Genomic DNA, 25360 nt, shown 5'->3' on the forward strand with positions numbered 1-25360 from the left:
ATATGGCTGATATGGAATTTTCAAGTAGGCGAGAGGCTTTAAAATTTGGAGCTAAGGCTGCGATTTTGGCGCTTAGTGGAGGCTTTATATGGTCGCTTAGTGCCAAAGCTTCGCCGCTCATGCTTCTTAGACCTCCTGGTGCAAAAAACGAAAAGCAGTTTTTAGAAAGCTGTATTAGGTGCGGACTTTGTGTGGAAGCATGTCCATTTGATACGCTCAAGCTTGCCTCTCTGGGAGATGGTGTGAGTATTGGAACGCCTTATTTTGAGCCTAGAAAAATTCCTTGCTATATGTGCGAAAATATTCCTTGTGTGCCAGTTTGCCCAACTGGTGCCTTGGATTTAAATTTAGTAAGCACAAACGATAAACTCGATATAAATAAGGCTAAGATGGGCGTTGCAGTTGTTGATATGAAAAACTGTGTGGCCTATTGGGGTATACAGTGTGATGCTTGTTATAGGGCCTGTCCGCTTCTAGATAAGGCTTTATATCTAGAGTATCGTCGCAACGAAAGAACACAAAAGCATGCGTTTTTGCTTCCAGTGGTTGATAGCGATATCTGTACTGGGTGCGGTGTTTGTGAGCGAGCCTGTATCACCGAAAAAGCAGCTATAACAGTGCTAAACCGTGACGCGGTGCTTGGTAAGGTTGGCGATAACTACGTAAAAGGCTGGATAAAAGAAGACGAAAAGCGCATAGATGATACAGACAGCAAGATAAAGCTTGACATTAAAAAAGCGACTAATTATCTAAATGGTGGTGAGCTATGAAATTTTTAATCTTAAGAAGAATAACTCAAATTTCTATCCTAGCGCTATTTATTCTAGGAAATATTTATGGGGTTAAGATACTTAGCGGAAATTTAAGCTCATCTTTGCTTTTTGGAAAAATTCCACTAAGCGATCCGTTTGCTTTGCTCCAAATTTTACTTGCAAGCTTTAGTGCTGGTATAAATGCAATCATCGGAGCAATCATTATCTTTGCCTTTTATGCCATCATCGCCCCAAGAGTATTTTGCTCATGGGTTTGTCCAGTAAATTTACTGACTGACATAGCTTTTAAGCTAAGAGAAAAATTTGGCTTTAAGAGTGAGAAAATTTTAAACGTAAGTAAAAAATTTCGTTACTTTTTATTGGCCTTGACTCTTGTTTTGAGTCTTGCTTTATCATTTCCTGCGTTCGAGAGCATTAGCTTTGTGGGTATTGTCCAGCGTGGTATTATTTACGGCTCGCTTAGTGCTTTGGGTATAGCGGTCGCCATTATCGCTTTTGATATGTTTGTATTAAAGCGTGGCATCTGTTCACACATTTGTCCGCTTGGTGCATTTTATGCAGTGATATCAAAATTTGCTCTTATTAGAGTCAAACATGATGCCCAGGCCTGTACAAAGTGTATGAAGTGTAAGCTCATATGTCCTGAAATGCAAGTACTTGACATGATCGGCAAAGAAAGCCGCTCGGTTAGCTCAAGCGAATGCATAAGCTGTGGTAGATGTATCGATGTTTGTGGAGATGGGGCTTTAAAATTTAGTATTAGAAATTTAAGGAGAGAAAAATGAAAATAAAAATAATGGTACTTGGAGCATTATGTGCAGCTTTTTTTGCGGCATGTGCATTTAATAATCCAAGTATTAATGATTCGCAAATTGGCCTTAGAAACGTTGATTTGCTAGATGAGAAAGACGTTGCTATAAAAGATGTCAACTACACAAAAGAACCAGCTGGTATGGCGAAGAGGTTTGATAGATCTTTTGAAAATGCCCCACCATTTATCCCACATGACACTGAGGGTCTAGTGCCTATCACTAAAGATATGAATATGTGCGTAACTTGCCATATGCCTGAGTTTGCAAAAGATAGTGGAGCTACTCCGATCCCTGCGTCACACTTCTACGACATTAGAAACAAAAAAGACCTTGCGGGCAAGCTTCATGATGAAAGATATGTATGTACGACTTGCCACGTCGAGCAACAAAACGGCGTTACACAGCTAGTTGGTAATAAATTTAAGCCTGACTTTAGAGATAAAAACGGATCACATAAGTCAAATTTACTAGACGTATTAAATGACGGCATTAAATAATGCAAAGTAGGCGCGAGCTTTTTAGTAAAATTTTGGGGGCAAAACCTGCTCCCAAATTTATAACTCCGCCATTTTTTAGTGGAGAATTTAACTGTGATGGTTGTGAGGCTAGCTGCATAAATGCTTGCGATAAAGAGCTTCTTAGCTTTGAAAACGAAAGAGTTGTTTTTAAAGTTAAAAAGCTAGGCTGTGACTTTTGTGAAGAGTGTGCAAAAGCATGCCAAAGCATTGGCAAAACGACATTAAATTTAAACTCGCCAAAGAGTATAAATGCAAAAGTCAGCATAGATGTTGGCAGCTGTCTAGCATGGAATGATACGATCTGCTATAACTGCCTTGATGCTTGTAAATTTAAAGCGGTTGAATTTCTTGGCGTTTTTCGTCCTATTGTTAATCAAAACTGCGTGAGCTGTGGCGAGTGCTTTGATGTTTGTTTTAAAAATTCACTTCAAATGGAGGCTTTATGAGAGCTTTGTTTTTTCTTTTTTGTATTTTAGGTTTTGCTTTTGCAAGCGAGATCACGACACCATATAAACAAATAGAGGCTAGTGCAAATGTGCTTAGCACTACGCTAATAAACGGCAAACTTTTTGTGGCAACTGATGGTGGAACAGTTGAAATTTATAATCCTAAAGAAGATAAATTTGAAGAGATCATAAAGATAGATGATATAAAAACTTACGTAAGCGAGCATGAGAGGCCAAAAATTTTAAGTGTCGATGAACTTGACGGCAGAACTCTTATACTTAGTGAGGGCGATTATGCGACAAAGGTGCTTTATCTTAGAGAAAATGGTGAGATGAAGAGTATAAAACTATCGAATCAAGCGATAAAAAAAGCTCTTTTCTTAGATGACGAACACATTGTGCTTGCCTCAATTAGCAATGAAATTTACTTTTTAAATATAAAAAGCGGTGAAATTTATGAAAACTTTAAAATTTCAATCGCAATGCTTTCAGATATGGAGCTAAGCGAAGATAGGAATACGCTTGCCATTGGATGTGAGAGTGGAAAAGTTTATCTTTATAATATAAAAACTAAAAAAATGGATCAAGTTTTAGATATCCATACCGACAACATTTACGATATCGCTTATAAAAATAATGTACTAATCACCGGAAGTACTGACAGGATAGCTGGAATTTTTTCAGCAGGAAGCCTAAAAAAGATAAATACTGGCTTTTTGGTTTATGGCGTTGGGCTTAGCGATGACGGAAAGATCGCAGCATATATGAGTGATGAGATGAGTGATGTGAATTTAGTTGATAGTGTGAGCCTAGAGAAGATAGCAATGTTAAAAACCGGACAAAGCACTATAAATAGCATAGTTTTTATAGGCGATAACGAGGTGGTGACTTCTGCCTATGAGAAGAAAATTTTATTTTGGAGAGTTAGATGAATATTTCAAGTCTGATAGTCTATACAGATAATAAAAACGAGAGCGTCAAAGCTGAAATAAGCAAACTAAAAGAGTGCGAGATCATAGCTGATGCAGATGATAGGATCGTGGTTGTAGTGAGCTCAAATGGTATTGAGGATGAGATAAGAAATTTTAAAGTCATAGAGGCTATCAGTGGCGTAGTAAGCGTTGCAATGGTTTATAGCTATCAAGAAGATGCCGAAGAAAATAGACAAAAACTAGAAGAAAGCGGCAAAATAAGTGAAATTTTAATGAACGATAATGTAAAAGCTGAAAATATTGCATATGGCGGCAGTGTGCACTATAAGGTTAAGTAATAAAAAAGGGGTTAAAGCTCTTAGATTCGTTTTGGAAATTTTTATTTTTATCTCTATAAATTTTTAAATCCTCTTTGTTTGCTTCTTGGCAAGTAGACAAAAATAATTTTAATTTCTACTAATCCAGATAGGCTACTAGAATTTTATAGCTTTTAAGGCCTATCTTTAATTAGATTTAAAAGATTCTCTGCAATGTTTTCATTTGTTAGATTTGAAATTTCTTTGTAGAAATTTCCAGCTTTATCAATCAGGTATATCGATGAGCTATGTGCGACCGAATATCCCATGGCAGAGTTTTCAAGACGTACTTTTTGAAATTTTACGCCGTAGTTTTTCGCCACTTCTTTTAAAGCATTTAGTTTTAGCCCATCAGCATCTTTATAGAAATTTTTCGCCATCAGTGTTAAATTTTCAGGAGTGTCGCGTTCAGGATCAAGTGTAATGAAGAGTAGCTCAAAGTCATCTCTTTTTAATTTATTTAACTCATCGCCAATTAAAGAGAGCGCAGTAGGGCAGACATCGGGGCAAAAGAGATAACCAAAATATAGAACTTTGTACTTTCCATTATAATTTTTAAGACTCACTTCACCATTTTGTGAAAGTGCTTTAAAATCATATTTATTCGGCTTTATTAGCAAAAGCGCAAGACTTGCACAAATTAAGATTATCACCAAGCCCCAAAATGTCTTTTTCATCATAATCTCCTACAATTTTAGATCAAAATCTACAAAAAAACCAGTTTCTTTTTTGCCATCAAGTATTTTAAATCTATATCTCATAATTTCAACAACACAAGCACTTAGTACTACTTGAGCAACTAGATTATCGCCTTTTTGCTCAAGTCTTGTCTTGATTGATCCCATGTCCATATTTATGCCATCTATTACAAGATTAGGATCTTTTAGACCCAAATTTGCACCATTGATTATTTTAAAGCTAAAAGGTCTCATGGCGTAAATAGGTCTTGGAGAGATGTCTATTTTTAGCTTTTGGCCATTAAACTCCATCTCGCAAGCTTTATTGTTTAGATCACATTTTAGAGGATCTAGCGAATTATTTACGTCGGCAAATTCTGGCGGATCTTCCGTGCTTGTAGTTATAAAATTATAACTCATCCAAAAGATGCCAACAACAATAAATATAAACGAAAAAACAGTTATGATTTTTTTCATTATTTAAAGTTTTTAGTTACTCCGATGTTATCAAGCTTTATACTTTCACCATTGCTAAATTTTAGCTCCAAGTCAACTTTATCGCCATCTTTTAGTGGTTTGTTTAGATCCATAAGCATAATGTGAAGACCGCCTGGAGCTAGTTTTGTTTCACCTTTTTTTGGTATCACCGCATCTTCAATCTGAATCATAGCCATCATGCCATCAGTCATTTTGTGAGTATGGATCTCTGTACTTTTGCAAACACTTGAATGAGCCCCAATAAGTTTTACATCAGAATTTGAATCATTTTTGATATCCATAAAAATTGCACTATTGTTTGTGCCAGGCTTTGTATCTCTAGCTCTAACATTATCTAGGCTTATATCAGCCGCCACAAGAGTAGAAGCCGCAAGCAGCGCACCAAAAACAACTTTTTTCATTTTTTTCCTTTGTGATAAAATTAATAATAGTTTTCATATTATATATTTAAGACCGCTTAATTTACATTTAAATTCTAAAAATATAAATTTTTTAGGCTATAATTACGGACTAAATTTTACTTTTTGGGACATTTCACTTGAAAAAAATTATATTTTTCTTCATCGCGTTATCGCCTTGTCTTTTTGCCCAAAATTATGAAGAAATTTACTTAAAAAATGGCTCAGCTGCCGTTATTGAAGCCATTGAAAAAAATATTTTAAGTAAGGATTACTGGCTAAAAAAGCTTAAGGACAAGGATGTAAGATATGGATATTATGACAACGAAATACTGCTAAGCGTCGTCGATAAGACTAGCAAAAAGCTTGAAGTGATTTCGTATAGCAACGGTGCTTTAAAAAAGCTTTTTAACTCAAACGTTATTGTCGGTAAAAACGGAGACAAGCTACTAGAGGGCGACTTAAAAACGCCAGTTGGTGTCTATCAGCTAACACGTAGATTTACGCCAAATGACAGATATCTTGGACCACTCGCTTTTTCACTTTCGTATCCAAATTTGCTTGATAAACTAGCAAAACGCAACGGCGGCGGAATATGGATACACGGCTATCCTCTTGATGGTCAAAGGACGGATGAGCTAAAGACCAAAGGCTGCGTGGCTATGCAAAATGATATTTTAATGAAGTTTGACGAAGTGATAGATCACAAAAAAACACTAGCATTTATTTACGAGGATAAGCGTCCAGAAGCAAGTGCAAACGATATAGCTGTGATAATCTCTGGACTTTTTGGCTGGAAAAAAACCTGGAGTGAGAGCGACATCGAAAACTATCTCAAATTTTACGATAAAGATTTCGAGCGATATGATGGCATGAGCTTGGAAAATTTTAAAAATATGAAACGAGCGATCTTTTCTAAAAAAGAGAAAAAAAGAATTGCCTTTTCAAATTTCCTTATTACGCCCTATCCAAACCTCAAAAACGATAAGCTTTTCCGTGTAAGTTTTTATGAAGATTATGTTTCAGATACTCATAAATTTGCAGGTCAAAAGACACTTTATGTAAAGCTCTACAATGATAATATGAAAATTTTTATAGAGGAGTAAAGGTGGATAAAGAAAAATCTCAAATCGTAAAAGAAAAAATAGAGAAAATTTTAGAGGCAAGGGCTGCTTTTTTTGCTGAGCTAGACAGACAAGTGCCAAAGGTAAATGGTACCGATGTTTTTGACTTTAGCAAGGTCAAAGAAGCCGATCTAAAAGAAATTTATAGCAAGTTTTATGCATTTGACTACAACGTAAGAAAGCTTTTGCCAGATGTTTATAAAGCTTATAATGTGAGCTTTAATGTCTGAAATACGCTTAAACAAAGCAGCTTATATCCATAATCTAACTCAAATTTCTGCTAAAGCAGGTGGTGTAGAGAAAGTGATCATCGTATTAAAAGACAATGCCTATGGTCATGGTGTAAGGCTTGTTGCTAGTGAGGCTAAAAAATTTGGCATAGAAATTTGTGCTGTAAAAAATGAGTTTGAGGCAAATGAGATTGCTGATATTTTTAAAAATATTTTAATTCTCTCTCACATTCCAAATGGAAATGAAAGTGACAAATTTGTATATGCTATAAATGATGTGGACGCGCTTTTAAATGTAAAAGAAAATACAAAAATTAATCTTGCAATCGATACTGGTATGCATAGAAATGGTCTTGATATAAGTGAGCTTGACTATGCGTTTGAAATTTTAGCAAGAAGAAATTTAGAGCTTTTGGGCGCTTATACCCATTTTCGTGCAAGCGATGAAGTAAACGCTGATTATTTTGTGCAAAGGGAAAATTTTAGAACTGCAAAAAAGAAAATTTTATCTCTTTGTGAAGAGTTTGGCTTTAAAAAGCCCATCTTTCACTCACATAACTCTGCTGCACTTGAAAGAGCAGGCGAACTTGAGGATGATATGGTACGTATTGGTATTGCCCAGTATGGATACTCTCAGTTCAATGATAATTTGGATCTAAAGCCGGTTCTTTCGCTTTGGGCCAAAAGAGTTAGCAAGCGTATTTTAAAAAGTGGCCAAAGTGTTGGATATGGTGCTAAATTTAATGCAAAAGAAGATATAAATTTGGCTACATATGATCTTGGATATGGCGATGGTCTACTTAGATATAATGGCAACGGCGAACTAAGACTTGCTAATAACGAGCCAATATTAGGCAAAATTTCAATGGATAGCTTTAGCTGCAAAGATAACGGCGAATGGGTCTGTGTGTTTGAGAACGCAAATATTTGGGCAAAATTTTTTGATACGATAAGCTATGACATTTTGGTAAAGCTTTCGCCAAATATTACTAGAAAATTTATATAAAGGCAGTATGTGAAAAAGATTGTTTTATTGCTCCTTACAACTTTTGCTTTTGGTGTGCAAGAAAGCGAGTTTAAGATTTATGAGCAGATATTAAATCAGCTTGATACTAAACAAATTCCAGCGTTTGTTGTGCAGGTAGCAAAGCCAAATTTGCCAAGTAGAGTTGATGAGATGATAACGCTAAAAGATGTAAGTGCAAATGGACTAAATATACACGGTGAGTTTTTACTAAACGAGACAAAAACTAAAAAGTTAAAAAACTACAACAAAGCTCAAATTTTAGCCTTAAAAGATGAGTTTTATAAGAATGGAAAAGACGCGCTTTGCAACTCAAATATGGCTAGGGCCGCACTAAATCGTGGTATTACACTAAGTGGTAGCTATGGCTTTGATGGCAAACACCTTTTTGATCTAAATTTGGACAAGAGTAGTTGCGAGTAGTCCTTGTTTTGTTATTTTTTTGCTTGCATGCTCTGGCGCTTACGCCAGATATGGCAGCGAAAAATCACGCAGCATATTATAAAAAAAAGCTTCCATTTATCTGTACACCAACACTTACGTTAAATGATATCTTAAATGTTGGCGATACACTTATCTATAGATATGTCATCAAACATGCTAGAAAGCAAGAGATCAAAAGACTTGAAGAAAAAGAGCTTTTAGAGTTTATCGAAGCTATCAAAAAAGAGAATTTGCGAACCGCTTGTAAAGACAAAGAGATATTAAATATGCTAAGTATCGGTGTCACCTTAGATGAGCTTTTTTATTCAGAAAATGGCGAGCTGATTTTTGAATATATTATAGAAGATCGTGACTGTAAGAAATTGCAGTGAAATTTGTGGTTAAATTTAGAGCCAAAATCACTCGTTTATAAATTTTAAAATTTTTAATTGTCTGTATACAAGTTTAAAGCCGAAAAATATGGTAGAGAAATTTAGCTCAAATTTCACTAAGAGCTAAATTTTTACATACCTCTTTTTATCTCGCGTTCAAGCCTTTGAAGCTCAGCGATCCTGTCACTGGTACTTGGATGCGTTCTAAAAAGCACGCTAAGCTTGTCGGTAAGCGAGCCAAACGGGTTTACTATAAACATATGAGCACTTTGCTCACTTGCGTTTTGCATGACGTAAGAATTTGAGTAGTTTTCAAGCTTGGTTAGTGCGCTGGCTAGCCACTCTGGATGCCCAGTTAGCAAGGCGGCACCTTTGTCTGCTTTATATTCGCGCTCTCTTGAGATTGCCATTTGTACGATAGTGGCAGCTATTGGCATTACGACCGCGATGATTAGCATAACTATGCCATTACTATTTCGCTGTGAGTTTTGATTTTGGCCGGCTACGGTACCTATTTTGGCAAAATTTGCGACCATTGCTATTGCTCCAGCCAGTATGGCTGCGACTGAGCCAGTTAGTATGTCGTAGTGTCTTACATGGCTTAGCTCGTGGGCTAGCACACCCTCTATCTCGTTTTCGTTTAAAATTTTTAAAAGCCCTTCAGTTACTGCTACGGCTGCATGACTTGGATTTCTACCTGTAGCAAAGGCATTTGGCACTTGTTCTGGGATGATATAGATTTTTGGCATCGGCAAATTCGCCTTTTGTGTGAGGCGAGAGACGATCTCATAAAGGCCGCGAGCGTTGCTTTTATTGACAGCGATAGCATTGTATCTTTTAAGCACAAGCTTATCGCTAAAAAAGTATGAAAAAATGTTTGTGCCAGCTGCCATCAAAAAAGCGATCATCATACCTTGTTCGCCACCAACATATCCGCCAATAGCGATAAATATTAACATTAAAGCAACCATCAAAAAAGCGGTTTTAAAAATTTCCATTTTTTTCCTTATTGTTTTATAGCGCTTGGTAAGATCGCAGCATCGATGTTAAATTTTGCAAGTTCTACCAGCTCGATTTCGTCTTTTATTAAAACAGCTATAAGCGCGTCAAATAAATAACTCTCAGCAATCTTTGCTAAATCTTTTGCAATGTCAATATCGGCAATAATAAATTTTGCTCCAGCCGCATTTGCGATGATAGCTTCATTTAAATTTGAGGCAAAGACGCTAAAACTAGCGCCAAGAGCTATCGATCTTTTTATCAAATTTCTATCAAATTTAAAAAGATTTTGCCTACCGCTTAGGACTTCAGTCTCGCTTTTGCAAAGAAACAGCGGTTCAAATTTGATTAGTTCATCACCTAAAATTTTCATCTTTCACTCTTTATGCACTCTTTGCAGATGTATTTTCCGTCTCGCAGCACCATTTGATCGATGTCTGTAAAGACACCGCATTTGCTACACTCTTCGAAGTTACTGCTGCTTATCTTGTCGCTATTTTTCCTATTCTTAAAAAATATAATGTAAATCGCAACTAAAATCGCCGCAAAAAGCAAGTATTTCAATGTCTTTCTCCATGATTTTTTAGATTAAAAAATATATAATTTCTATTCTTTTCATTATAAATTTGCGCGTCTATGCCTGAAATTTCCTCCATGACGCTTGAACCTTTGTAGATGAGAAATTTTGTCTTTTCATCGTAAAACCCATCGCAAATTCTTATAAGCTCTTTTGTTTTGCTAAGCGCTCTTGAGGTGATGAGATCAGCTGTAAATTTATCTGTAAGCTCGATCTTTTGGCTGTGAACTTCTAGATTTTCTAAGCCAAGCTCGATTTTAGCGTAGCTTAGAAATGACGACTTTTTGGCTATTGGCTCAAAAAGGTGCCACTTGGTTTGTGGCATTGCGAGTGCTAAAAATATTGCTGGAAAGCCAGCTCCACTTCCTACATCTATCGCAGTTTTGGCACTTAGGTCAAAAATTTCAAGCGGTTCTATGCTATCAAGTACTTGCTCACCTATATCTTTATAGTTACTTAAACTATGAACGGCATTAAATTTTGTAAAAATTTGAGCGTAAATTTTTATTTTTTCGTCAAAATTAGCTGGCAGAGAAAGCTCATTTTTCATTACAAAATATGCCCCATTTGCTCTTTTTTTACACGAAGATACTCTTCGTTAAACTTGTTTGGTTTTATGATAATAGGCACGCGTTTTACGATCTTTGCTGACTTTAAACCATGAAGTTTTAAAGGGTTGTTTGTGAGTAAATTTATCTCTTTTATACCGTAGTGATTTAGGATAAAATCAACCACTTCGTATGTCCTCTCATCAGCTTTAAAGCCTAGCTGGTGATTGGCCTCTATCGTGTCAAAGCCCTTGTCTTGGAGGCTGTAAGCGTTTATCTTGTTTAAAAGCCCAATATTTCTGCCCTCTTGGCGAAGATATATGACCATGCCGCCATTTTCTTCAATATATTTTAGACTCGCTTCAAGCTGATCGCGACAGTCACATTTTAGGCTCCCGATCGCATCGCCAGTTAGGCACTCAGAGTGAATTCTAAGGTTTACAACTTCGCTTAAAGGCTCTTTAAAAATCGCTAAATGCTCTTTTGCTCCTTCTTTGAAAGCTTGAACCTTATAAGCCCCAAATCTTGAAGGTAGATTTGCTACATTTGAAATTTCTATTTTCATTTTAAATTTACTCCAACTATGCTAAACTAGCTAAAAATCAAGCATTTTAACAAAGAAAAGGCAAAAATATGTTTAAACGTTTTAGAAGATTGAGAATAAATCCAGCCCTAAGAGATATGGTAAGAGAGACAAGCCTTAGCGTAAATGATTTTATTTATCCACTTTTTGTAGTTGAGGGCAAAGGCGTAAAAAACGAAATTTCTTCGATGCCTGGCGTTTATCAAATGAGTATCGATGAGATTTTAAAAGAGTGCGAAGAGATAGTAAATTTAGGCATAAAGTCGATCATTTTATTTGGCATACCAAACCTAAAAGATAGTGTTGGCAGCGACGCACTAAGCAATGACGGCATCATAGCTACGACACTTCGAGCTATAAAGGATAAATTTCCAAATTTATTTGTCATCACAGATCTTTGCTTTTGCGAGTACACAGACCACGGTCATTGCGGCATTATCGATCACGTGCATAACACTATCGACAACGACGCCACGCTTGAAATTTCAGCCAAACAAGCCTTGATCCACGCTCAAAATGGCGCCGACATGATCGCACCAAGCGGCATGATGGACGGCATTATCGCTACTTTAAGACAGACGCTTGATAATAACGGTTATGAAAATTTACCAGTGATGGCCTACTCGACTAAATTTGCTTCAGCTTACTACGGACCATTTCGTGACGTGGCACAGAGTGCACCAAGCTTTGGCGATAGAAAGAGCTATCAAATGGACAGTGCAAATCGCCTAGAAGCGATAAATGAGAGCTTGCAAGACGAGGCTCAGGGTGCTGATATCTTGATGGTAAAGCCAGCACTTGCCTATCTTGACGTCATTAGAGAGCTTAGAAATTTAACCCTTCTTCCGATCTGTGTATATAACGTAAGTGGCGAGTATGCACTGCTAAAAGCTGGTGCAAAAGCTGGCATCATCGACTATGATCGCGTTATGATGGAGACGCTCGTTGGCTTTAAAAGAGCAGGAGCAAATTTAATAATCTCATACCACGCAAAAGAAGCAGCTAAAATTTTAAGGGGCTAAGATGAGGCATTTTTTGACGCTAAATGACTTTAGCAAAGATGAAATTTTACAGATGATAAATTTAGCTCGAAAGATAAAAAAAGAGGCGAAATCTAGAGAATTTAAACCATATCTAAAAGATCAAAAGCTTGCGATGATATTTGAAAAAAGCTCGACTAGAACTAGAGTTAGCTTTGATGTTGGCATGCACGAGCTTGGCGGATACGCGCTATTTTTAAGCAAAAATGATATACAAATAGGCCGTGGCGAGCCAATCCGTGACACCGCTAGAGTGATAAGCAGGATGTGCGACATGGCTATGCTAAGGGTCGATAAGCATGAAACGCTAGAAGAATTTGCTAAATTTTCAAGCGTGCCAGTTATAAATGGCCTAAGCGATAAATTTCACCCAGTGCAGCTTATGGCGGATTATCTCACGATGCTAGAATTTAGCGCAGGAGAGAAGGTTGCGTACGTAGGAGACGGCAACAACATGACTCACTCGTGGCTCATGCTAGCAAGCAAGCTAGGACTTGAGCTAAGAGTCGCCACACCAAAAGGCTACGAGGTGGACGCTGAAATTTTAAAGATAGCTAATGAAAACGCAAAAATTTCAGGTGCGAAAATTTTTATCACAGATGATATAAAAGAAGCGGTAAATGGTGCCGATGTAGTGACTACGGACACTTGGGTATCGATGGGGCAAGAGGCTGAGAAAGAAAAGAGACTAAAAGACTTTGCTGGATACTGCGTGGATGAAAATTTGATGAGTTTAGCTAAAAAAGATGCGATATTTTTGCACTGCCTACCAGCTTATAGAGGCTATGAGGTGAGCGAGACAGTTTTTGAGAAGCACGCGGATGAAATTTTTAGCGAGGCTGAAAACAGACTTCATGCCCAAAAAGGTGTAATGGTCTGGCTAAATGAGAGAAGAAGATGAGCAAAGAAAAAAGTATATATGATGAGATAGATGAGATCGGCAATAGTCTTGGGTTGAGTAGTCCTGAAAAGACGATCTTTGAAATAGTGTCAACCAAAAATCCAAATGAGCATATTTTAAATTTAAAAAGTGGCTCTTGGGACTCAAAAGAACCATGGTTTGGCATTGATGAAAATCAAAATTTACACACAGTAATCTCTGTAAAATCGCTTTCGGCTTTGATTGAGGCTTACAAAGAGTCTCAAAAAGAAAATTTTGATCTAAGGCTTGAAAAGACGATCTGGCAAAATATACCGGTTGATTTTAGTGATGTTTGGGTAGTTGCTATGGATGAGATAAAAAAGATTGCAAGCGATAAAAAAAGCAGACAATTTAATATTGATCTTGACAAACTAGTAAAAAATATCAAAAAAGAGCACCCAAATTTATTTGTAGACATAAAAGAGGTGATTCAAATGGCAAGGAGTAGAGCAGATGATTGATTTTAGTGCTTATGTGAAGTATTCAAGGCCAGGGCCAAGATATACTAGCTATCCGACAGCACCAGAGTTTAGTGATAAATTTAGCTATGAGGCATATATAAAAGAGCTTGAAGGCCGTGATCTAAAGCGACCGCTTTCGTTATATTTGCACTTGCCATTTTGTAGAAGTGCTTGTTATTTTTGCGGCTGTAACGTCATTTACACTAGCAAAGAGGACCGCAAAGAGAGATATATAAGATATATAGAAAAAGAGCTTGAAATTTTAGCTCGTCACCTGGACACCAGCACTGAGGTCTTGCAGATGCATTTTGGTGGCGGCACACCGACATTTTATAACGCCGAACAACTTGATGAGATTATTACATTAATCAAATCCAAATTTAAAAATTTCTCAAAAGAGGCCGAGATAAGTTGCGAGATAGATCCAAGATTTTTAACAAGAGAGCAACTTGATGTACTTGTTTCTCATGGATTTAACCGCATAAGCTACGGCGTGCAAGATTTTGATGAAAAGGTGCAAAAAGAAATTCACAGAATTCAGCCCTATGAGATCACTCAAAATGCTGTAAAAATGGCTAGAGAAAAGGGCATAAAGTCGATAAATATGGACCTAATCTACGGTCTGCCATATCAAAGTCTAGATAGTTTTAAAAAGACACTTGAGCTTGCTCTCACACTTGATCCAGATAGGCTTGCAGTTTTTAACTATGCTCATGTGCCATGGATAAAAAAGTCAATGCGTAAATTTGATGAGACGACATTGCCAGATCCTGAAGTCAAGCTTGAGATTTTGAAATTTACAGCTGAGTTTTTAACTAAAAATGGCTATAAAATGATCGGAATGGATCATTTTGCAAAGTCAAATGATGAACTTTTTGGTGCTTTGGCAAATGGTACTTTACATAGAAATTTCCAGGGCTACACGACAAAAGGTGGTGCCGACTTGATTGGTATTGGAGTGACCAGCATAGGCGAATGCAAAAGACACTATGCACAAAATTATAAAGATATGGATGAGTACGAAAAAGCAATTGATAGTGGAAAACTGCCATATGCAAAGGGAATTTATCTAAGTGATGAAGATCTGCTTAGAAAGAGTGTGATTATGAACTTAATGAGTAATTTTGGACTTAATATCAAGTCAGTTGAGGATGAATTTAATATAAATTTCTTTGAGCACTTTAAGGAAGAGCTTGCGGAGCTAAAAAATTTAAGTGAATTTGTTGATGTTACACCCACAAAAATTAACGTAAATGAAACAGGGACACTAATAATACGTAATATTGCAATGTGCTTTGATGAGTATCTTAAGAAAATTCCTGAGAGTTTGAGACGATTCTCTAAAACGATATAAAAATTATTTTTTTGTCATAAAATATTTAAAATACATTTAATATTTCTTGGTGTATAATTAGTACGAAAAAGTTCAAGTCTAGGCTTGTTAATAAAAAGGTAAAAGGATCTTAGCTATGAAAAAGATGTTAGCAATTAGTGCTTTGGCTGCAGCAACACTCCTATATGCTCAAGATGTCTCTTATAGGATTTTCCTGGCTTCATTTGCACAAGATGATAATCAGGCTAGAGTTGATAGCGCTGTTAATAAAGTTAATAGCAAAATCTCTGATAGCAGACTAACTACAGGTATCTATGAGGTTGGTGGACGAAAATTTTTATATGTTGACACAGTTCCAGTTTCTGAAAATGAAGCTAATGAATTATTGGCTAAAGTTCAAAACGAATCAGGATATAAAGATGCTCTAATGAGAGCAAAAGCACCTATTACAAAAAGTCAATCAGCTCAAAAATCTAATATAGAGCAAACAATATCAACAGAAGCAAAACCGGTAGCACAAGTTGATGATAGTGTCTTAACTTTAGATCAAGTTGTAAAAACTATTTTAAATGAAAACCCAAGCCTAAAAGCCACAGAATTTAACTATTTGCAAGTTGGTAAAGATCTAAAAATGGCAAAAAATGCCTATTATCCAACACTTGATGCAGCGGCTAGAGTGGGATATGAGAAAAAGCGTCTTGATGACGGAGTTTCAACAAGAAGAGGAGATGGAAGAGTTTCTGGCGCATCTTTAACTTTGGTTGAAAATCTATACAATGGCGGAGCTGATAAAAATAGAATCAATTCTCAAAGTGCAAGACTTGATTCTGCAGCCTATGCGGTAGCTCAAGCTGCAGATAGACTAACATTAAACACTGCAAACGCTTATTTACAAGTTCTTCAAACTAAGAGAATTTTAGATATTGAAGAAGAAAATGTAAAAAGCCATGAAGAAATTTATAGCCAAATTAAAGATAGAGCAAGATCGGGCTATGGTGTAGCTTCTGAAGAAAGACAAGCTGGATCACGCTATACTTTGGCTCAATCAAACTACATCGCAGCTAAAAACAACTATGAAGATGCACTTTCTACATTTGAAAAACTATATGGAAGAAAAATTGCTGCTAAAAATTTAGTAATGCCAGAATTTAATGTTGTATTACCAAACACAAAAGAAGCTGTTTATGACAAAGCAGTTCTTTGCAACCCAACACTTTTAGTGCAAAAGTCAAATATTGCTATGGCTGAGTCCGTAGTAAAAGAGAAAAATGCACCATTTTTACCAAAATTAGACCTTGTTGTATCTGGTGTTTATGATCATTCAAATGTTTTGTATGATAATTATGAAGAGCAAACATTTGATGCGCTTTTAAGACTAAACTACAACCTTTACAATAAAGGCAACGACAAATTAGATAAAGAAAAAAGCCAACTTGCTGTTAAACAAGAGCAACAAACTATGGATAATCTTGTAAGAGAGCTTAAGGAGTCTTTGGAATTTTCATGGCAAAACTATATTCTTAGCCAAGAGAAAATGGGTTATCTAAATCAGCACGTTGAATATGCAAAAGCTACACTTGATGCTTATCAGGATGAATTTAGAATTGGTCGTCGAGATCTTATTAACTTGCTTGATGCTGAAAATGAGTACAACTCAGCGCTAAAAGAGATTGCTACTACCGAAACAGCGCTAGCTTATGCAAAATATAGATTGCTTGATAATATGGGTATGATTTCAGATAGTTTTGAACCAGGTTTTGCGAAGAGATATATTCAAGGCGCTTGCAGCATTCAAAACGATTTAAGATAATTTAAAATAAAATAATGACCATGATGGTCAAAACAAAATTTTGGACGCTTATAACAAGCGTCCTTTTTTTATTATTGTCAATAAGCGCTATTGGGGATTTTATAAAATCAACAACTATAGCAAAGGTGGCTAAGATTTATGGAGAAGATGCTAGAAGAAGAGCATCGGGCTTAAATTATTTAATGACATCTTTGCAAGATGCAACCGAACAAGAGAAATTAATAAAAGTAAATGACTTTTTTAACTCTTTTAGATGGGTTGATGATATGCAACTTTGGCACAAAAAAGATTATTGGGCCACCAGAATGGAATTTATAGGAAAGGGTGCTGGTGATTGCGAAGACTATGTTATCGCAAAATATTTCACACTAAAGCAACTAGGAATTCCAACTCAAAAATTATACTTCACATATGTTAAAGCTTTAAAATATAATCAAGCTCATATGGTTTTAGCATACTATGATACACCAAAATCTATTCCATTAATTTTAGATAACATAAATGGTAAAATAAAAATTGCAACACAAAGAACAGATCTCGTTCCAGTTTATAGTTTTAACGGTGATTCACTATATTTAGCAAAACAAGAAGGTCTTGGTCAGGCGATACCGGGTGGAAATAAAAAACAAAATCCTAAGTGGATGGAACTAATAGATAGGATAGGAAAAGAGGATTTATGACGCTATTTAAACAAATTATGATCGCAGTGATAACATTTGGAATCATGATTTTTATGGCTGTTGGCTACTTAAATTTTAGAAGCCTAAATGGATACATTAATGATCAACTTGGCGAAAACGCAAGACATACGGCAAACTCACTTGGACTTGCTCTAAAGCCTATTGTTGATCCAGAGGATATGTCTTTGGCTCAAACAATGATAAATTCTATGTTTGATAGTGGTAGATATAAGCTTATTAAACTTGAAGATGTTGATGGTAAGGTGCTTATAGAGAACTCCCAACAAACAGTTGTTAAAGATATTCCTGAGTGGTTTTATAAAATAGCTAAGTTTGAAGCACCTGTGGCATCTAGCGAGATAATGAATGGCTGGGCAAAGTTTGGCACGCTATATGTTCAAGGTAGTACGGCACTTGCATATAATGAGCTTTATTCAAATTCAAAAAATATTTTTAATTTTCTTGTTCTAATGATAATTATTACGCTTGTAGTAGCATTTTTTGCACTCAAGGCCATATTTAGACCACTCATGAAAGTTCAAGATCAAGCCGAAGCGATACTTGATAATAGATTTATTATCCAAAAAAGAATTCCATTTACGGCAGACCTTAAGAAGATGGTTTTGGCTATGAACTCTATGGTTAGTAAAGTAAAAGATATATTTGAGAGAGAGGTTGCTACTCTTAGCAAATATCAAGAGCTTTTATATAAAGACACAATGAGTGGTGCCAATAATAGAAGATTTTTTCAAGCTAAGTTTAGTGACTATTTAGCTAGCGAGGAATATTCAAGTGGTGCTGTTTTACTTGTTAGCTTTAGAGATCTAGTGGGTTTAAAAAGTGCACTCGGCTTTGAAAAATGGCAAAGCATTATAATAAAGATAGCTCAAATTTTACAAGAAAAATTAGCACACAATGACGAAAATGCAATCGTAGCAAGACTGAACGATAATGATTTTATCGTACTATCTTATGGTAAAAACTCATCAAATTTCTTAACTTTAAACGATGATATCATGAGCGAATTTAAAAAGCTTTATGCAAACTTTGCACTAAGTGATTATGAATGTCCTGTAAATTCTGCTATTGTTGAGTATTCGCCAAATACAGACATTAAGACACTTCTTACTTCTGCGGACGTTACGTTGGCTAGTGCAAGACTTGCTGGAAGCTTTACTTGTAAAGTATTTAATGAAAATCAAAATACTCTAGTCATTGGTAAAGAGAAATACAAAGAGCTTATTTTTGATTCGATAAAAGATGATGAATTTAAATTTGCTACTCAAAAAGTGATAGACCTTGACTCAAGTTTTGAACAACATGAGCTTTATTTGAGGCTTGTGGATAAAGAAGGTGTATGGCGTATGGCTTCGTATTTCATGCCAATGGTAAATGAACTAAATTTGGGTGCTATGCTTGATCTTCACATCTTAAACAGAGTGGCTAAAATTTTACCTGAAAATATCTTGCCTAATGGGCATTTGGCTATAAATTTAGGAAAAGAGATATTAAATTCTGATGAGAGTTTTTCAAAGCTTGAAATCGCACTTAAGAAAATAAGTCAAATTTCAAAGCATAAAAACTATATAGAAATTCCAAATAAAGACGATATTAGCATAGAAAGTATAGTTAAACTTACTAAAAAATTAAAAGAACTTGGCTTTGGTTTTGGCTTTGACCACTTTGAGCTTAATGCAAAAGGGATTGAGAAATTAAAAGAATTTAATCCAGACTACGTAAAAATACAGTCAAATGTCTTAATCGACTTTTTAAGTGATAAGTCGGGAGTAAATACAAAACAGTCTCTTGATGTTGTCTTGAGTTCAAAAGATATTATTTTGATTGCGATTGGCGTAGAAGGCGAAGAACAAAAGAAAAAGTTAATTGATCTTGGTATTAAAAATATGCAAGGAATTTATATAGATGAAATTAAAAATATTGGATGATAGATGCATAGTGATAAGATAAAAGACGAACTACTTCAATGCTTGGTTATCTTTACCAAGCTTCATAACAATCCATATAGCGCCGATGCTTTGACTATTGGCTTGCCGGTAAAAGATGGCGAGGATATTGAGCTTTTTTCACTTAAAAGCTCAAGGTCATTATTTTCTCGTGCTGCCTCTCGTGCCGGTTTTGCTTCGACTCTTGTAAGAAAAGATCTTGAACAAATTTCACCTTTGGTATTGCCTTGCATTTTGATGCTTCGCGGAAAGAAAGCTTGCATTTTAGAGTCATTTAGTGCGGATAGAAAGATGGCAAATATCATTACTCCAGAGCTTTCAACAGGTAGTAGCGCGATAGAGATGAGTAGGCTTAAGGATGAGTATTTGGGATATGCTTACTATCTCAAACGCGAATTTGTTCCAGAAGATACTAGCTCGACAAAGTTAATTGATGCGGGCAATGATCACTGGTTTTGGGGAACGCTAAAACGTTCAAAGAAAATTTATTTTGATGTTGTAATTGCAAGTTTTATTATAAATTTATTTGTTCTTGCTAGTCCGCTTTTTACGATGAATGTTTATGACCGTGTTGTGCCAAATAATGCTGTTGAGACGCTTTGGGTTTTAGCTCTTGGCGTGAGTGTGGTTTATGGTATAGATCTATTTTTAAAATTTGTAAGATCATATTTTCTTGAGATTGCCGGTAAAAAGAGCGACATCATAATGAGTTCAATTTTATTTGAACGTGTTATGGATATGAAATTTAGCAATAAACCAAAATCAGTTGGCTCATTTGCTAGCAACCTAAAAGAGTTTGATACGGTGAGAAATTTTTTCTCATCAGCTTCGCTTGCTGCTATCGTTGACCTACCATTTGCTATCATTTTCTTGGTAGTTACTTATTTTATAGGAAGCTATATTGTGCTTGTGCCAATTGTTATTATGATGGCTATTTTGTGTTACACATTTTTTATAAAAGATCCGCTTCAAAATGCAATCAAAAGTACATTTGAGGCTTCGGCTGTGAAGAATGGAATTTTGATAGAGAGCCTTAGTAGCCTTGAGACTATTAAAACCCTTGGTGCTAGCGGACATGTACAGTGGAACTGGGAAGAAGCGACCGGTGAGATAGCAAACAGAAGTATCAAATCAAAAATTATTACAACTTCGATAACGACTGTTACATCTTTTTTAGTGCAATTAAATACTATTGCTATCATCGTTCTTGGCGTTTATATGATACAAGATACGCATCTTACAATGGGTGGTCTTATCGCTGCGGTTATGCTTAGCTCTCGCGCTATCGCTCCTATGGGACAGGTTGCTTCACTTGCTGCAAATTTTGAGCAGACAAAAACAGCATATCAAAGCCTTAGTAAGATTATGCAAATGCCTGTTGAAAGGCCAGAAGGTAAAAAATTTGTTAGAAGAAATTCTTTTGATGGAAAGATCGAGTTTAAAAATGTAAGCTTTACATATCCAGATACCACAAAAGGTTCGCTTGATAGGATAAATTTTGTTATTCAACCAGGTGAAAAAGTTGGCATTATAGGCAAAAATGGCTCTGGAAAAACTACTTTGCAAAAGCTCATTTTGGGACTTTACTCACCAACCGAAGGCTCAGTGCTAATCGATGGTATTGATATTAATCAAATCGATCCAGCCGATCTTAGGCGAAATATCGGCTATGTTCCGCAAGATGTTGTGCTCTTTAAAGGAACGGTTAGAGAAAATATTGTTCAAAAAGCACCATATGTTGACGATATACAGATCATAAGAGCAGCTAAAGTAAGCGGAGTTGATGAATATGTAAATGCTCATCCGCTTGGATTTGATATGCCAGTTTTTGAAAGAGGCGATGGCATAAGTGGTGGACAGCGTCAAAGCATAGCTGTGGCTAGGGCATTTTTATTAGATAGTCCTATTATTTTGCTTGATGAGCCAACAAATTCTCTTGATAATACAGTTGAAAATAAGTTAAAAATAAATTTAAAGACAAATACCATAAATAAGACGATGCTGCTTGTTACGCATAGGACATCAATGCTAGATCTTGTTGATAGGCTTATAGTTATGGATAATGGCAAGATTTTACTGGATGGTCCAAGGGATGAAGTTTTAGCTAGACTTAGTGGGAAATAATTATGCAAGAAGATATCAAAAATAAAAAAAATGAACAACCAGAAGTCGATAAGAGATCGGTTTGTAAAATCAATATAAAAGAGCAAGAGAACGCTAGTGATAAAATTTTAAATAGTGTCGATGATATAAAGTCAAATATTCAAACAAAAAACTACGATGCTTATGACTTGAGATTTATGTCAAGTCTTTCTGAGGCTGTTTTGGCAAAAGCCCCATCAACATCAAAAAAGATACTTTATGCAGTTGCCATAACTATATTTTGGCTTCTTATTTGGGCTTCATGGGCACAAATAGATGAGATCACAAGAGGTAGTGGCAAGATCATCCCATCTGGAAAAAACCAAGCGATACAAAATCTCGAAGGCGGTATAGTTGATCAAATTTTTGTAAAAGAGGGCGATGAAGTCAAGAAAGATCAAATCCTAATAAGACTCGATAATAAAAATTTTACAAGTAGCTACGGCGAGTCAAAGCTAAGACTCGATGAACTTCAAGCAAAATTTATGAGACTTGATGCTGAGGCAAACGATAAGAAATTTGACTACAATGAAGCTAGGGATGCAAATAATAGCAAAGCCGTGAGATATGAGATAAGCTTGCATAATTCAAATATCGATCACTTAAATGAACAGATAGGAATTTTGACAGAGCAAATTCATCAACGTCAAAGTGAATTGGTTGAACTAAAAAATAAAATTTCCCAAACTCAAAATAGCTATAACCTTGTTTTAAAAGAAAAAGCCATTATGGAGCCAATCTTTAAAAAAGGTCTTGTAAGCGAAGTTGAATACATTCAACTTCAAAGGCGTGTAAATGATTTAAGAGGCGAGCTTGATGCTGCTGTTCTTGCTGTACCAAGAGTTGAGTCAACTATAAAAGAAGCGAAAAATAAGATTGAAGAAGCAAAGCTTGCTTTTAAAAATAATGCAAAAAAAGAGCTTAACGAGGTTTCGGCGGAGATTGCTAGGATAAACGAGTCACAAATCAGCCTAAGTGATAGGGTTGAGAGAACATATGTAAGATCTCCAGTAAACGGTATTGTTAGTAAAATGATGGTTCATACAGTATCAGGAGTTATAAAGCCTGGCGAAAATATTGCTGAGATTGTTCCTCTTGAGGACAAGCTAGTAGCTGAAGTAAAAGTAAAGCCAGCTGATGTTGCATTTTTGAGGCCTGGACTTGATACTATGGTTAAATTTACAGCTTATGATTTTAGTATTTATGGTGGTTTAAAGGGCACCGTAACACAGATTAGTGCCGATACTGAGACAAATGAGAAAACTGGGGAAAGTTATTATTTGGTTAGAATCGAAACCGATAAAAACTACCTTGGTAGTGAAGAAAAACCGCTTAGAATAAAAGTCGGCATGATAGTTTCAGCTGATATTATTACCGGTAAAAAGACAATACTTGATTACTTGTTAAAGCCTATTTTGAAGGCAAAACAAAATGCTTTAACGGAGAGATAATGGGCAAGACCGCTCTTTATAATAAGAAATTTAGTGAGTATGATATTTTAAAATTTCAAAACTTACAAAATTTATATATTATAAGAGATGGTTGCTCTTGTGACATAGTTAATGATGAAATCGAACGGTTTAAATTTAGCGATCGCGAGATGAATTTTTTACAAATAGCAGATGTTGCCAAGAGAGGCAACAAGCTGTTTGAAAATATAATAATCTACGATGATATAGTAAAAAGTATTAAAATTGTGATTAAAGGCTATGATCAAGCTTTAGATAAATTTGATTTTGACTCAGGGATTTTAAATTTAAGTACTCCTTATAAGTATGCTATAACACAAGGTCTTTTTGAAATGACTATTTTTCTGGAGGAAAAATCCACTGTAGTTACCAGATTTCTTTCATCAATAGACTATAAAATAAACAAAAATGATGAAAGTCGCCATATAGAAATTTTTGCAAATAGTAAAAAGATTTATGAAAGAGTAATGTAGGTGATCCAAGGAAAAGGGCAATGCAAGTTATTTTATTTACGCAAAGCAGTGCATTAAACAATATTTGGAGAGGTTATTTTACCGACAACAATAATATAAAATTTATTCATAATAGAAAAGAATTTTTCTCCCACTTGGATGCTGATATTGTAGGCATTGACATTGATATTTTCAAAGACAATATTGACGACACTATAAAAAGCATAAACGACAAATATCCAAATATAAAAATACTCATACTCTCAAACAGGCCAAAGATAGATGAGGGCAAACGCTTGCTCGCACTAGGAATCAAAGGTTATGCAAATTCTCATATGAGAAAGATGCACTTTGAGGATGCCTTTGAGACTATTTCTAATGGAAATATTTGGCTTTATCCAGAATTTATCCAAGCAATGATAGGTGAACTAACTGGCTCATACATAAATAGCGAAGGCGAAAAGGCAGACAAAAAGGCCGATCTTTCTGAGCTTAGTTCAAGGGAAAGAGAGATTGCAAATTTAATCTATCAGGGTCTAACAAATAATGAAATTTCTGAAAAAACAGGCATTACACTAAGAACAGTTAAAGCCCACACGACATCTATTTACAGTAAGCTAAATGTAAAAGATAGAATAGGGCTTGTACTTTTAATGAAGCAATTAGATGTATAAAATTATTTATTATAGGTATGCTAATCGCTAGTCAAGAAAGCATGCGGCAACAAAAGCAAGAGCGTAGACCTTAAAAGTCTACAACGATAAAAATTTGAAAGAACTAGTCTTCCAAATCTATATCTATTTTCTCAACGTTTGTTGTTATATCTTTTGCGTTTTTCTCGATGTTGTGTTTATTTTTCTCTATGAGTGATCTATTTTGACCGATAAGATCTCTGTTTTCTTTGATGCCCATGCTGTTTTGCTCAATTAATTTACTAAGCGTAGCGATCTTTTTTTCGTAGCGAATCATTAAAAAGTAGATCACATAAATCAGCAATAAAATCACTGCCCAAGGTAGAAATTGCATACTAAGTCCTTTGTTTTTTTCGTAATTATAGAAATTTTAGCTTTTAAAAAAAATAAAATTAGAATTATTGTAAGAGCTTAAAACTATTGATGTAAAAATTTTTACAGTTAAAATGATTACTTGTGTTATATAAAAAAGAGTTTTGATGGGATTTTTGATCCAGCATTTTAAATTTTTAACTATTGTGAAATATTTTTCAAATTATTCTTGACTTTTATTTTATTTTGGGCTATAATTGCCACTTCACAAAACAGGTGCTGGTGTAGCTCAGTTGGTAGAGCTACTGCCTTGTAAGCAGTAGGTCGGCGGTTCAAGTCCGTTCACCAGCTCCATTTTTGTAACAGTGTTTGACCAGAAAATACCAAAAAATTTTATTAATGTTTAAGGTGAGATACTCAAGCGGCCAACGAGGGCAGACTGTAAATCTGCTGACTATGTCTTCCGTGGTTCGAATCCACGTCTCACCACCATTGTTATGCGGGAGTAGCTCAGTTGGCTAGAGCATCAGCCTTCCAAGCTGAGGGTCGCGGGTTCGAGCCCCGTTTCCCGCTCCAAATTTGGGAAGATAAACTGGGAGCTGTATCTAGATTTTACTAAACACAGTTATTCCAATTTTATTTTCATAAATTTTAGTTGTTTGTTATGTTGATTAAAATCATCTCAGCCAAGCGTTTTCGCTCATATGGCTCAGAGGTAGAGCACTTCCTTGGTAAGGAAGAGGTCGCGGGTTCAAGTCCCGCTATGAGCTCCA

General features: G+C 35.7%; 31 protein-coding genes and 4 tRNA genes. 26 read left to right on the forward strand and 9 right to left on the reverse strand.

All coding sequences use genetic code 11. From position 1 onward, the window contains the following. Positions 1-2 precede the first annotated feature (2 nt). From napG to ACTTKV_RS02155, 6 genes are read left to right on the forward strand one after another with little or no spacing between them, the layout of a single operon-like run. Positions 3-770 carry a ferredoxin-type protein NapG gene (gene napG / locus ACTTKV_RS02130; protein ID WP_442549018.1) on the forward strand — a complete coding sequence of 256 codons (768 nt, stop codon included), beginning with the start codon at positions 3-5 and terminating at the stop codon, positions 768-770. Continuing rightward, positions 767-1558, forward strand: coding sequence for a quinol dehydrogenase ferredoxin subunit NapH (napH, locus tag ACTTKV_RS02135; RefSeq protein ID WP_442549019.1), 792 nt, complete (start codon positions 767-769; stop codon positions 1556-1558). The genes napG and napH overlap by 4 nt, the downstream gene beginning before the upstream one ends. Further along, complete coding sequence (locus tag ACTTKV_RS02140; protein ID WP_442549020.1) at positions 1555-2082, forward strand: nitrate reductase cytochrome c-type subunit; 528 nt, start codon at positions 1555-1557, stop codon at positions 2080-2082. The genes napH and ACTTKV_RS02140 overlap by 4 nt, the downstream gene beginning before the upstream one ends. Continuing rightward, positions 2082-2549, forward strand: a complete 468-nt coding sequence (locus tag ACTTKV_RS02145; RefSeq protein WP_442549021.1) for a 4Fe-4S ferredoxin — start codon at positions 2082-2084, stop codon at positions 2547-2549. The genes ACTTKV_RS02140 and ACTTKV_RS02145 overlap by 1 nt, the downstream gene beginning before the upstream one ends. Then, positions 2546-3481: a WD40 repeat domain-containing protein gene (locus ACTTKV_RS02150; protein ID WP_442549022.1), complete on the forward strand. Its 936-nt coding sequence runs from the start codon at positions 2546-2548 to the stop codon at positions 3479-3481. The genes ACTTKV_RS02145 and ACTTKV_RS02150 overlap by 4 nt, the downstream gene beginning before the upstream one ends. Further along, the gene (locus tag ACTTKV_RS02155; protein WP_442549023.1) at positions 3478-3819 is read left to right on the forward strand and encodes a chaperone NapD; all 342 of its coding nucleotides are present in this window, start codon (positions 3478-3480) and stop codon (positions 3817-3819) included. The genes ACTTKV_RS02150 and ACTTKV_RS02155 overlap by 4 nt, the downstream gene beginning before the upstream one ends. A gap of 152 nt (positions 3820-3971) precedes the next feature. On the opposite strand, the gene ACTTKV_RS02160 is transcribed toward ACTTKV_RS02155, so the two are convergent. Genes ACTTKV_RS02160 through ACTTKV_RS02170 form a run of 3 tightly spaced genes read right to left on the reverse strand, consistent with a single transcriptional unit; the run spans position 3972 to position 5413 of the window. Beyond that, positions 3972-4514: an SCO family protein gene (locus ACTTKV_RS02160; RefSeq protein ID WP_442549024.1), complete on the reverse strand. Its 543-nt coding sequence runs from the start codon at positions 4512-4514 to the stop codon at positions 3972-3974. A 9-nt stretch (positions 4515-4523) separates the two neighbouring features. Beyond that, positions 4524-4991, reverse strand: coding sequence for a hypothetical protein (locus ACTTKV_RS02165; protein ID WP_442549025.1), 468 nt, complete (start codon positions 4989-4991; stop codon positions 4524-4526). Beyond that, positions 4991-5413, reverse strand: a complete 423-nt coding sequence (locus tag ACTTKV_RS02170; protein WP_442549026.1) for a copper chaperone PCu(A)C — start codon at positions 5411-5413, stop codon at positions 4991-4993. Before ACTTKV_RS02170 ends, ACTTKV_RS02165 begins: the two co-directional genes overlap by 1 nt. 137 nt (positions 5414-5550) lie before the next feature. On the opposite strand from ACTTKV_RS02170, the gene ACTTKV_RS02175 reads away from it, so the two are divergent. Genes ACTTKV_RS02175 through ACTTKV_RS02195 form a run of 5 tightly spaced genes read left to right on the forward strand, consistent with a single transcriptional unit; the run spans position 5551 to position 8603 of the window. Then, on the forward strand, positions 5551-6516 hold the full coding sequence (locus tag ACTTKV_RS02175) for a L,D-transpeptidase family protein (RefSeq protein ID WP_442549027.1): 966 nt from the start codon (positions 5551-5553) through the stop codon (positions 6514-6516). A 2-nt stretch (positions 6517-6518) separates the two neighbouring features. Further along, entirely contained in the window at positions 6519-6764 is a 246-nt protein-coding gene (cmeU, locus tag ACTTKV_RS02180; protein ID WP_442549028.1) for a CmeU family protein, read from the forward strand. Continuing rightward, a complete protein-coding gene (locus ACTTKV_RS02185; protein ID WP_442549029.1) occupies positions 6757-7770 on the forward strand; it encodes an alanine racemase in 1014 nt (337 codons plus the stop codon). The genes cmeU and ACTTKV_RS02185 overlap by 8 nt, the downstream gene beginning before the upstream one ends. 9 nt (positions 7771-7779) lie before the next feature. Then, positions 7780-8211 (forward strand): hypothetical protein, encoded by a 432-nt coding sequence (locus ACTTKV_RS02190; RefSeq protein WP_442549030.1) that lies wholly within the window; start codon positions 7780-7782, stop codon positions 8209-8211. Between the two features lie 50 nt (positions 8212-8261). Further along, entirely contained in the window at positions 8262-8603 is a 342-nt protein-coding gene (locus ACTTKV_RS02195; protein ID WP_442549031.1) for a hypothetical protein, read from the forward strand. A gap of 131 nt (positions 8604-8734) precedes the next feature. Here ACTTKV_RS02195 and htpX read toward each other — a convergent pair whose 3' ends face one another. Genes htpX through ribA form a run of 5 tightly spaced genes read right to left on the reverse strand, consistent with a single transcriptional unit; the run spans position 8735 to position 11292 of the window. Beyond that, the gene (htpX, locus tag ACTTKV_RS02200) at positions 8735-9601 is read right to left on the reverse strand and encodes a zinc metalloprotease HtpX (RefSeq protein ID WP_442549032.1); all 867 of its coding nucleotides are present in this window, start codon (positions 9599-9601) and stop codon (positions 8735-8737) included. 8 nt (positions 9602-9609) lie between these two features. Continuing rightward, a complete protein-coding gene (locus ACTTKV_RS02205) occupies positions 9610-9975 on the reverse strand; it encodes a hypothetical protein (protein WP_442549033.1) in 366 nt (121 codons plus the stop codon). Beyond that, positions 9972-10166, reverse strand: coding sequence for a hypothetical protein (locus tag ACTTKV_RS02210; protein ID WP_442549034.1), 195 nt, complete (start codon positions 10164-10166; stop codon positions 9972-9974). Before ACTTKV_RS02210 ends, ACTTKV_RS02205 begins: the two co-directional genes overlap by 4 nt. Further along, positions 10163-10729, reverse strand: coding sequence for a 16S rRNA (guanine(527)-N(7))-methyltransferase RsmG (rsmG, locus tag ACTTKV_RS02215; protein WP_442549035.1), 567 nt, complete (start codon positions 10727-10729; stop codon positions 10163-10165). The genes ACTTKV_RS02210 and rsmG overlap by 4 nt, the downstream gene beginning before the upstream one ends. Further along, entirely contained in the window at positions 10729-11292 is a 564-nt protein-coding gene (gene ribA, locus ACTTKV_RS02220) for a GTP cyclohydrolase II (RefSeq protein ID WP_442549036.1), read from the reverse strand. Before ribA ends, rsmG begins: the two co-directional genes overlap by 1 nt. Positions 11293-11360: 68 nt before the next feature. On the opposite strand from ribA, the gene hemB reads away from it, so the two are divergent. The 11 genes from hemB to ACTTKV_RS02275 all read left to right on the forward strand — a co-directional run bounded on the left by hemB (position 11361) and on the right by ACTTKV_RS02275 (position 24257). Then, entirely contained in the window at positions 11361-12332 is a 972-nt protein-coding gene (gene hemB / locus ACTTKV_RS02225; protein ID WP_442549037.1) for a porphobilinogen synthase, read from the forward strand. A 1-nt stretch (position 12333) separates the two neighbouring features. Continuing rightward, entirely contained in the window at positions 12334-13251 is a 918-nt protein-coding gene (argF, locus tag ACTTKV_RS02230) for an ornithine carbamoyltransferase (protein ID WP_442549038.1), read from the forward strand. After that, positions 13248-13733 (forward strand): DUF2603 domain-containing protein, encoded by a 486-nt coding sequence (locus ACTTKV_RS02235; protein ID WP_103605032.1) that lies wholly within the window; start codon positions 13248-13250, stop codon positions 13731-13733. The genes argF and ACTTKV_RS02235 overlap by 4 nt, the downstream gene beginning before the upstream one ends. Then, positions 13726-15087 (forward strand): oxygen-independent coproporphyrinogen III oxidase, encoded by a 1362-nt coding sequence (gene hemN, locus ACTTKV_RS02240; protein WP_442549039.1) that lies wholly within the window; start codon positions 13726-13728, stop codon positions 15085-15087. Before ACTTKV_RS02235 ends, hemN begins: the two co-directional genes overlap by 8 nt. Positions 15088-15202: 115 nt before the next feature. Beyond that, positions 15203-16876: a TolC family outer membrane protein gene (locus ACTTKV_RS02245; protein WP_442549040.1), complete on the forward strand. Its 1674-nt coding sequence runs from the start codon at positions 15203-15205 to the stop codon at positions 16874-16876. 20 nt (positions 16877-16896) lie between these two features. Continuing rightward, positions 16897-17556, forward strand: coding sequence for a transglutaminase-like cysteine peptidase (locus ACTTKV_RS02250; protein WP_442549050.1), 660 nt, complete (start codon positions 16897-16899; stop codon positions 17554-17556). Then, complete coding sequence (locus ACTTKV_RS02255; protein ID WP_442549041.1) at positions 17553-19502, forward strand: LapD/MoxY N-terminal periplasmic domain-containing protein; 1950 nt, start codon at positions 17553-17555, stop codon at positions 19500-19502. Before ACTTKV_RS02250 ends, ACTTKV_RS02255 begins: the two co-directional genes overlap by 4 nt. A gap of 3 nt (positions 19503-19505) precedes the next feature. Then, positions 19506-21644: a type I secretion system permease/ATPase gene (locus ACTTKV_RS02260; RefSeq protein ID WP_442549042.1), complete on the forward strand. Its 2139-nt coding sequence runs from the start codon at positions 19506-19508 to the stop codon at positions 21642-21644. Between the two features lie 2 nt (positions 21645-21646). Next, positions 21647-23113: an HlyD family type I secretion periplasmic adaptor subunit gene (locus ACTTKV_RS02265; RefSeq protein ID WP_442549043.1), complete on the forward strand. Its 1467-nt coding sequence runs from the start codon at positions 21647-21649 to the stop codon at positions 23111-23113. After that, positions 23113-23604 (forward strand): DUF5416 family protein, encoded by a 492-nt coding sequence (locus tag ACTTKV_RS02270; protein ID WP_442549044.1) that lies wholly within the window; start codon positions 23113-23115, stop codon positions 23602-23604. The genes ACTTKV_RS02265 and ACTTKV_RS02270 overlap by 1 nt, the downstream gene beginning before the upstream one ends. A 20-nt stretch (positions 23605-23624) precedes the next feature. Further along, positions 23625-24257 (forward strand): LuxR C-terminal-related transcriptional regulator, encoded by a 633-nt coding sequence (locus tag ACTTKV_RS02275; RefSeq protein WP_442549045.1) that lies wholly within the window; start codon positions 23625-23627, stop codon positions 24255-24257. A gap of 103 nt (positions 24258-24360) precedes the next feature. Here the strand turns inward: ACTTKV_RS02275 and ACTTKV_RS02280 are convergent, their stop codons facing one another. Next, a complete protein-coding gene (locus ACTTKV_RS02280; protein ID WP_442549046.1) occupies positions 24361-24609 on the reverse strand; it encodes a hypothetical protein in 249 nt (82 codons plus the stop codon). A gap of 256 nt (positions 24610-24865) precedes the next feature. On the opposite strand from ACTTKV_RS02280, the gene ACTTKV_RS02285 reads away from it, so the two are divergent. From ACTTKV_RS02285 to ACTTKV_RS02300, 4 genes are all read left to right on the forward strand, one after another. Then, positions 24866-24941: transfer RNA gene (locus tag ACTTKV_RS02285), tRNA-Thr, on the forward strand. A 53-nt stretch (positions 24942-24994) separates the two neighbouring features. Beyond that, positions 24995-25079, forward strand: a tRNA-Tyr gene (locus ACTTKV_RS02290). Between the two features lie 7 nt (positions 25080-25086). Beyond that, positions 25087-25163, forward strand: a tRNA-Gly gene (locus ACTTKV_RS02295). Between the two features lie 122 nt (positions 25164-25285). Then, positions 25286-25360 (forward strand) — tRNA-Thr (locus tag ACTTKV_RS02300).

The organism is Campylobacter sp. (genome assembly GCF_052169515.1).
GTDB lineage: Bacteria > Campylobacterota > Campylobacteria > Campylobacterales > Campylobacteraceae > Campylobacter_A.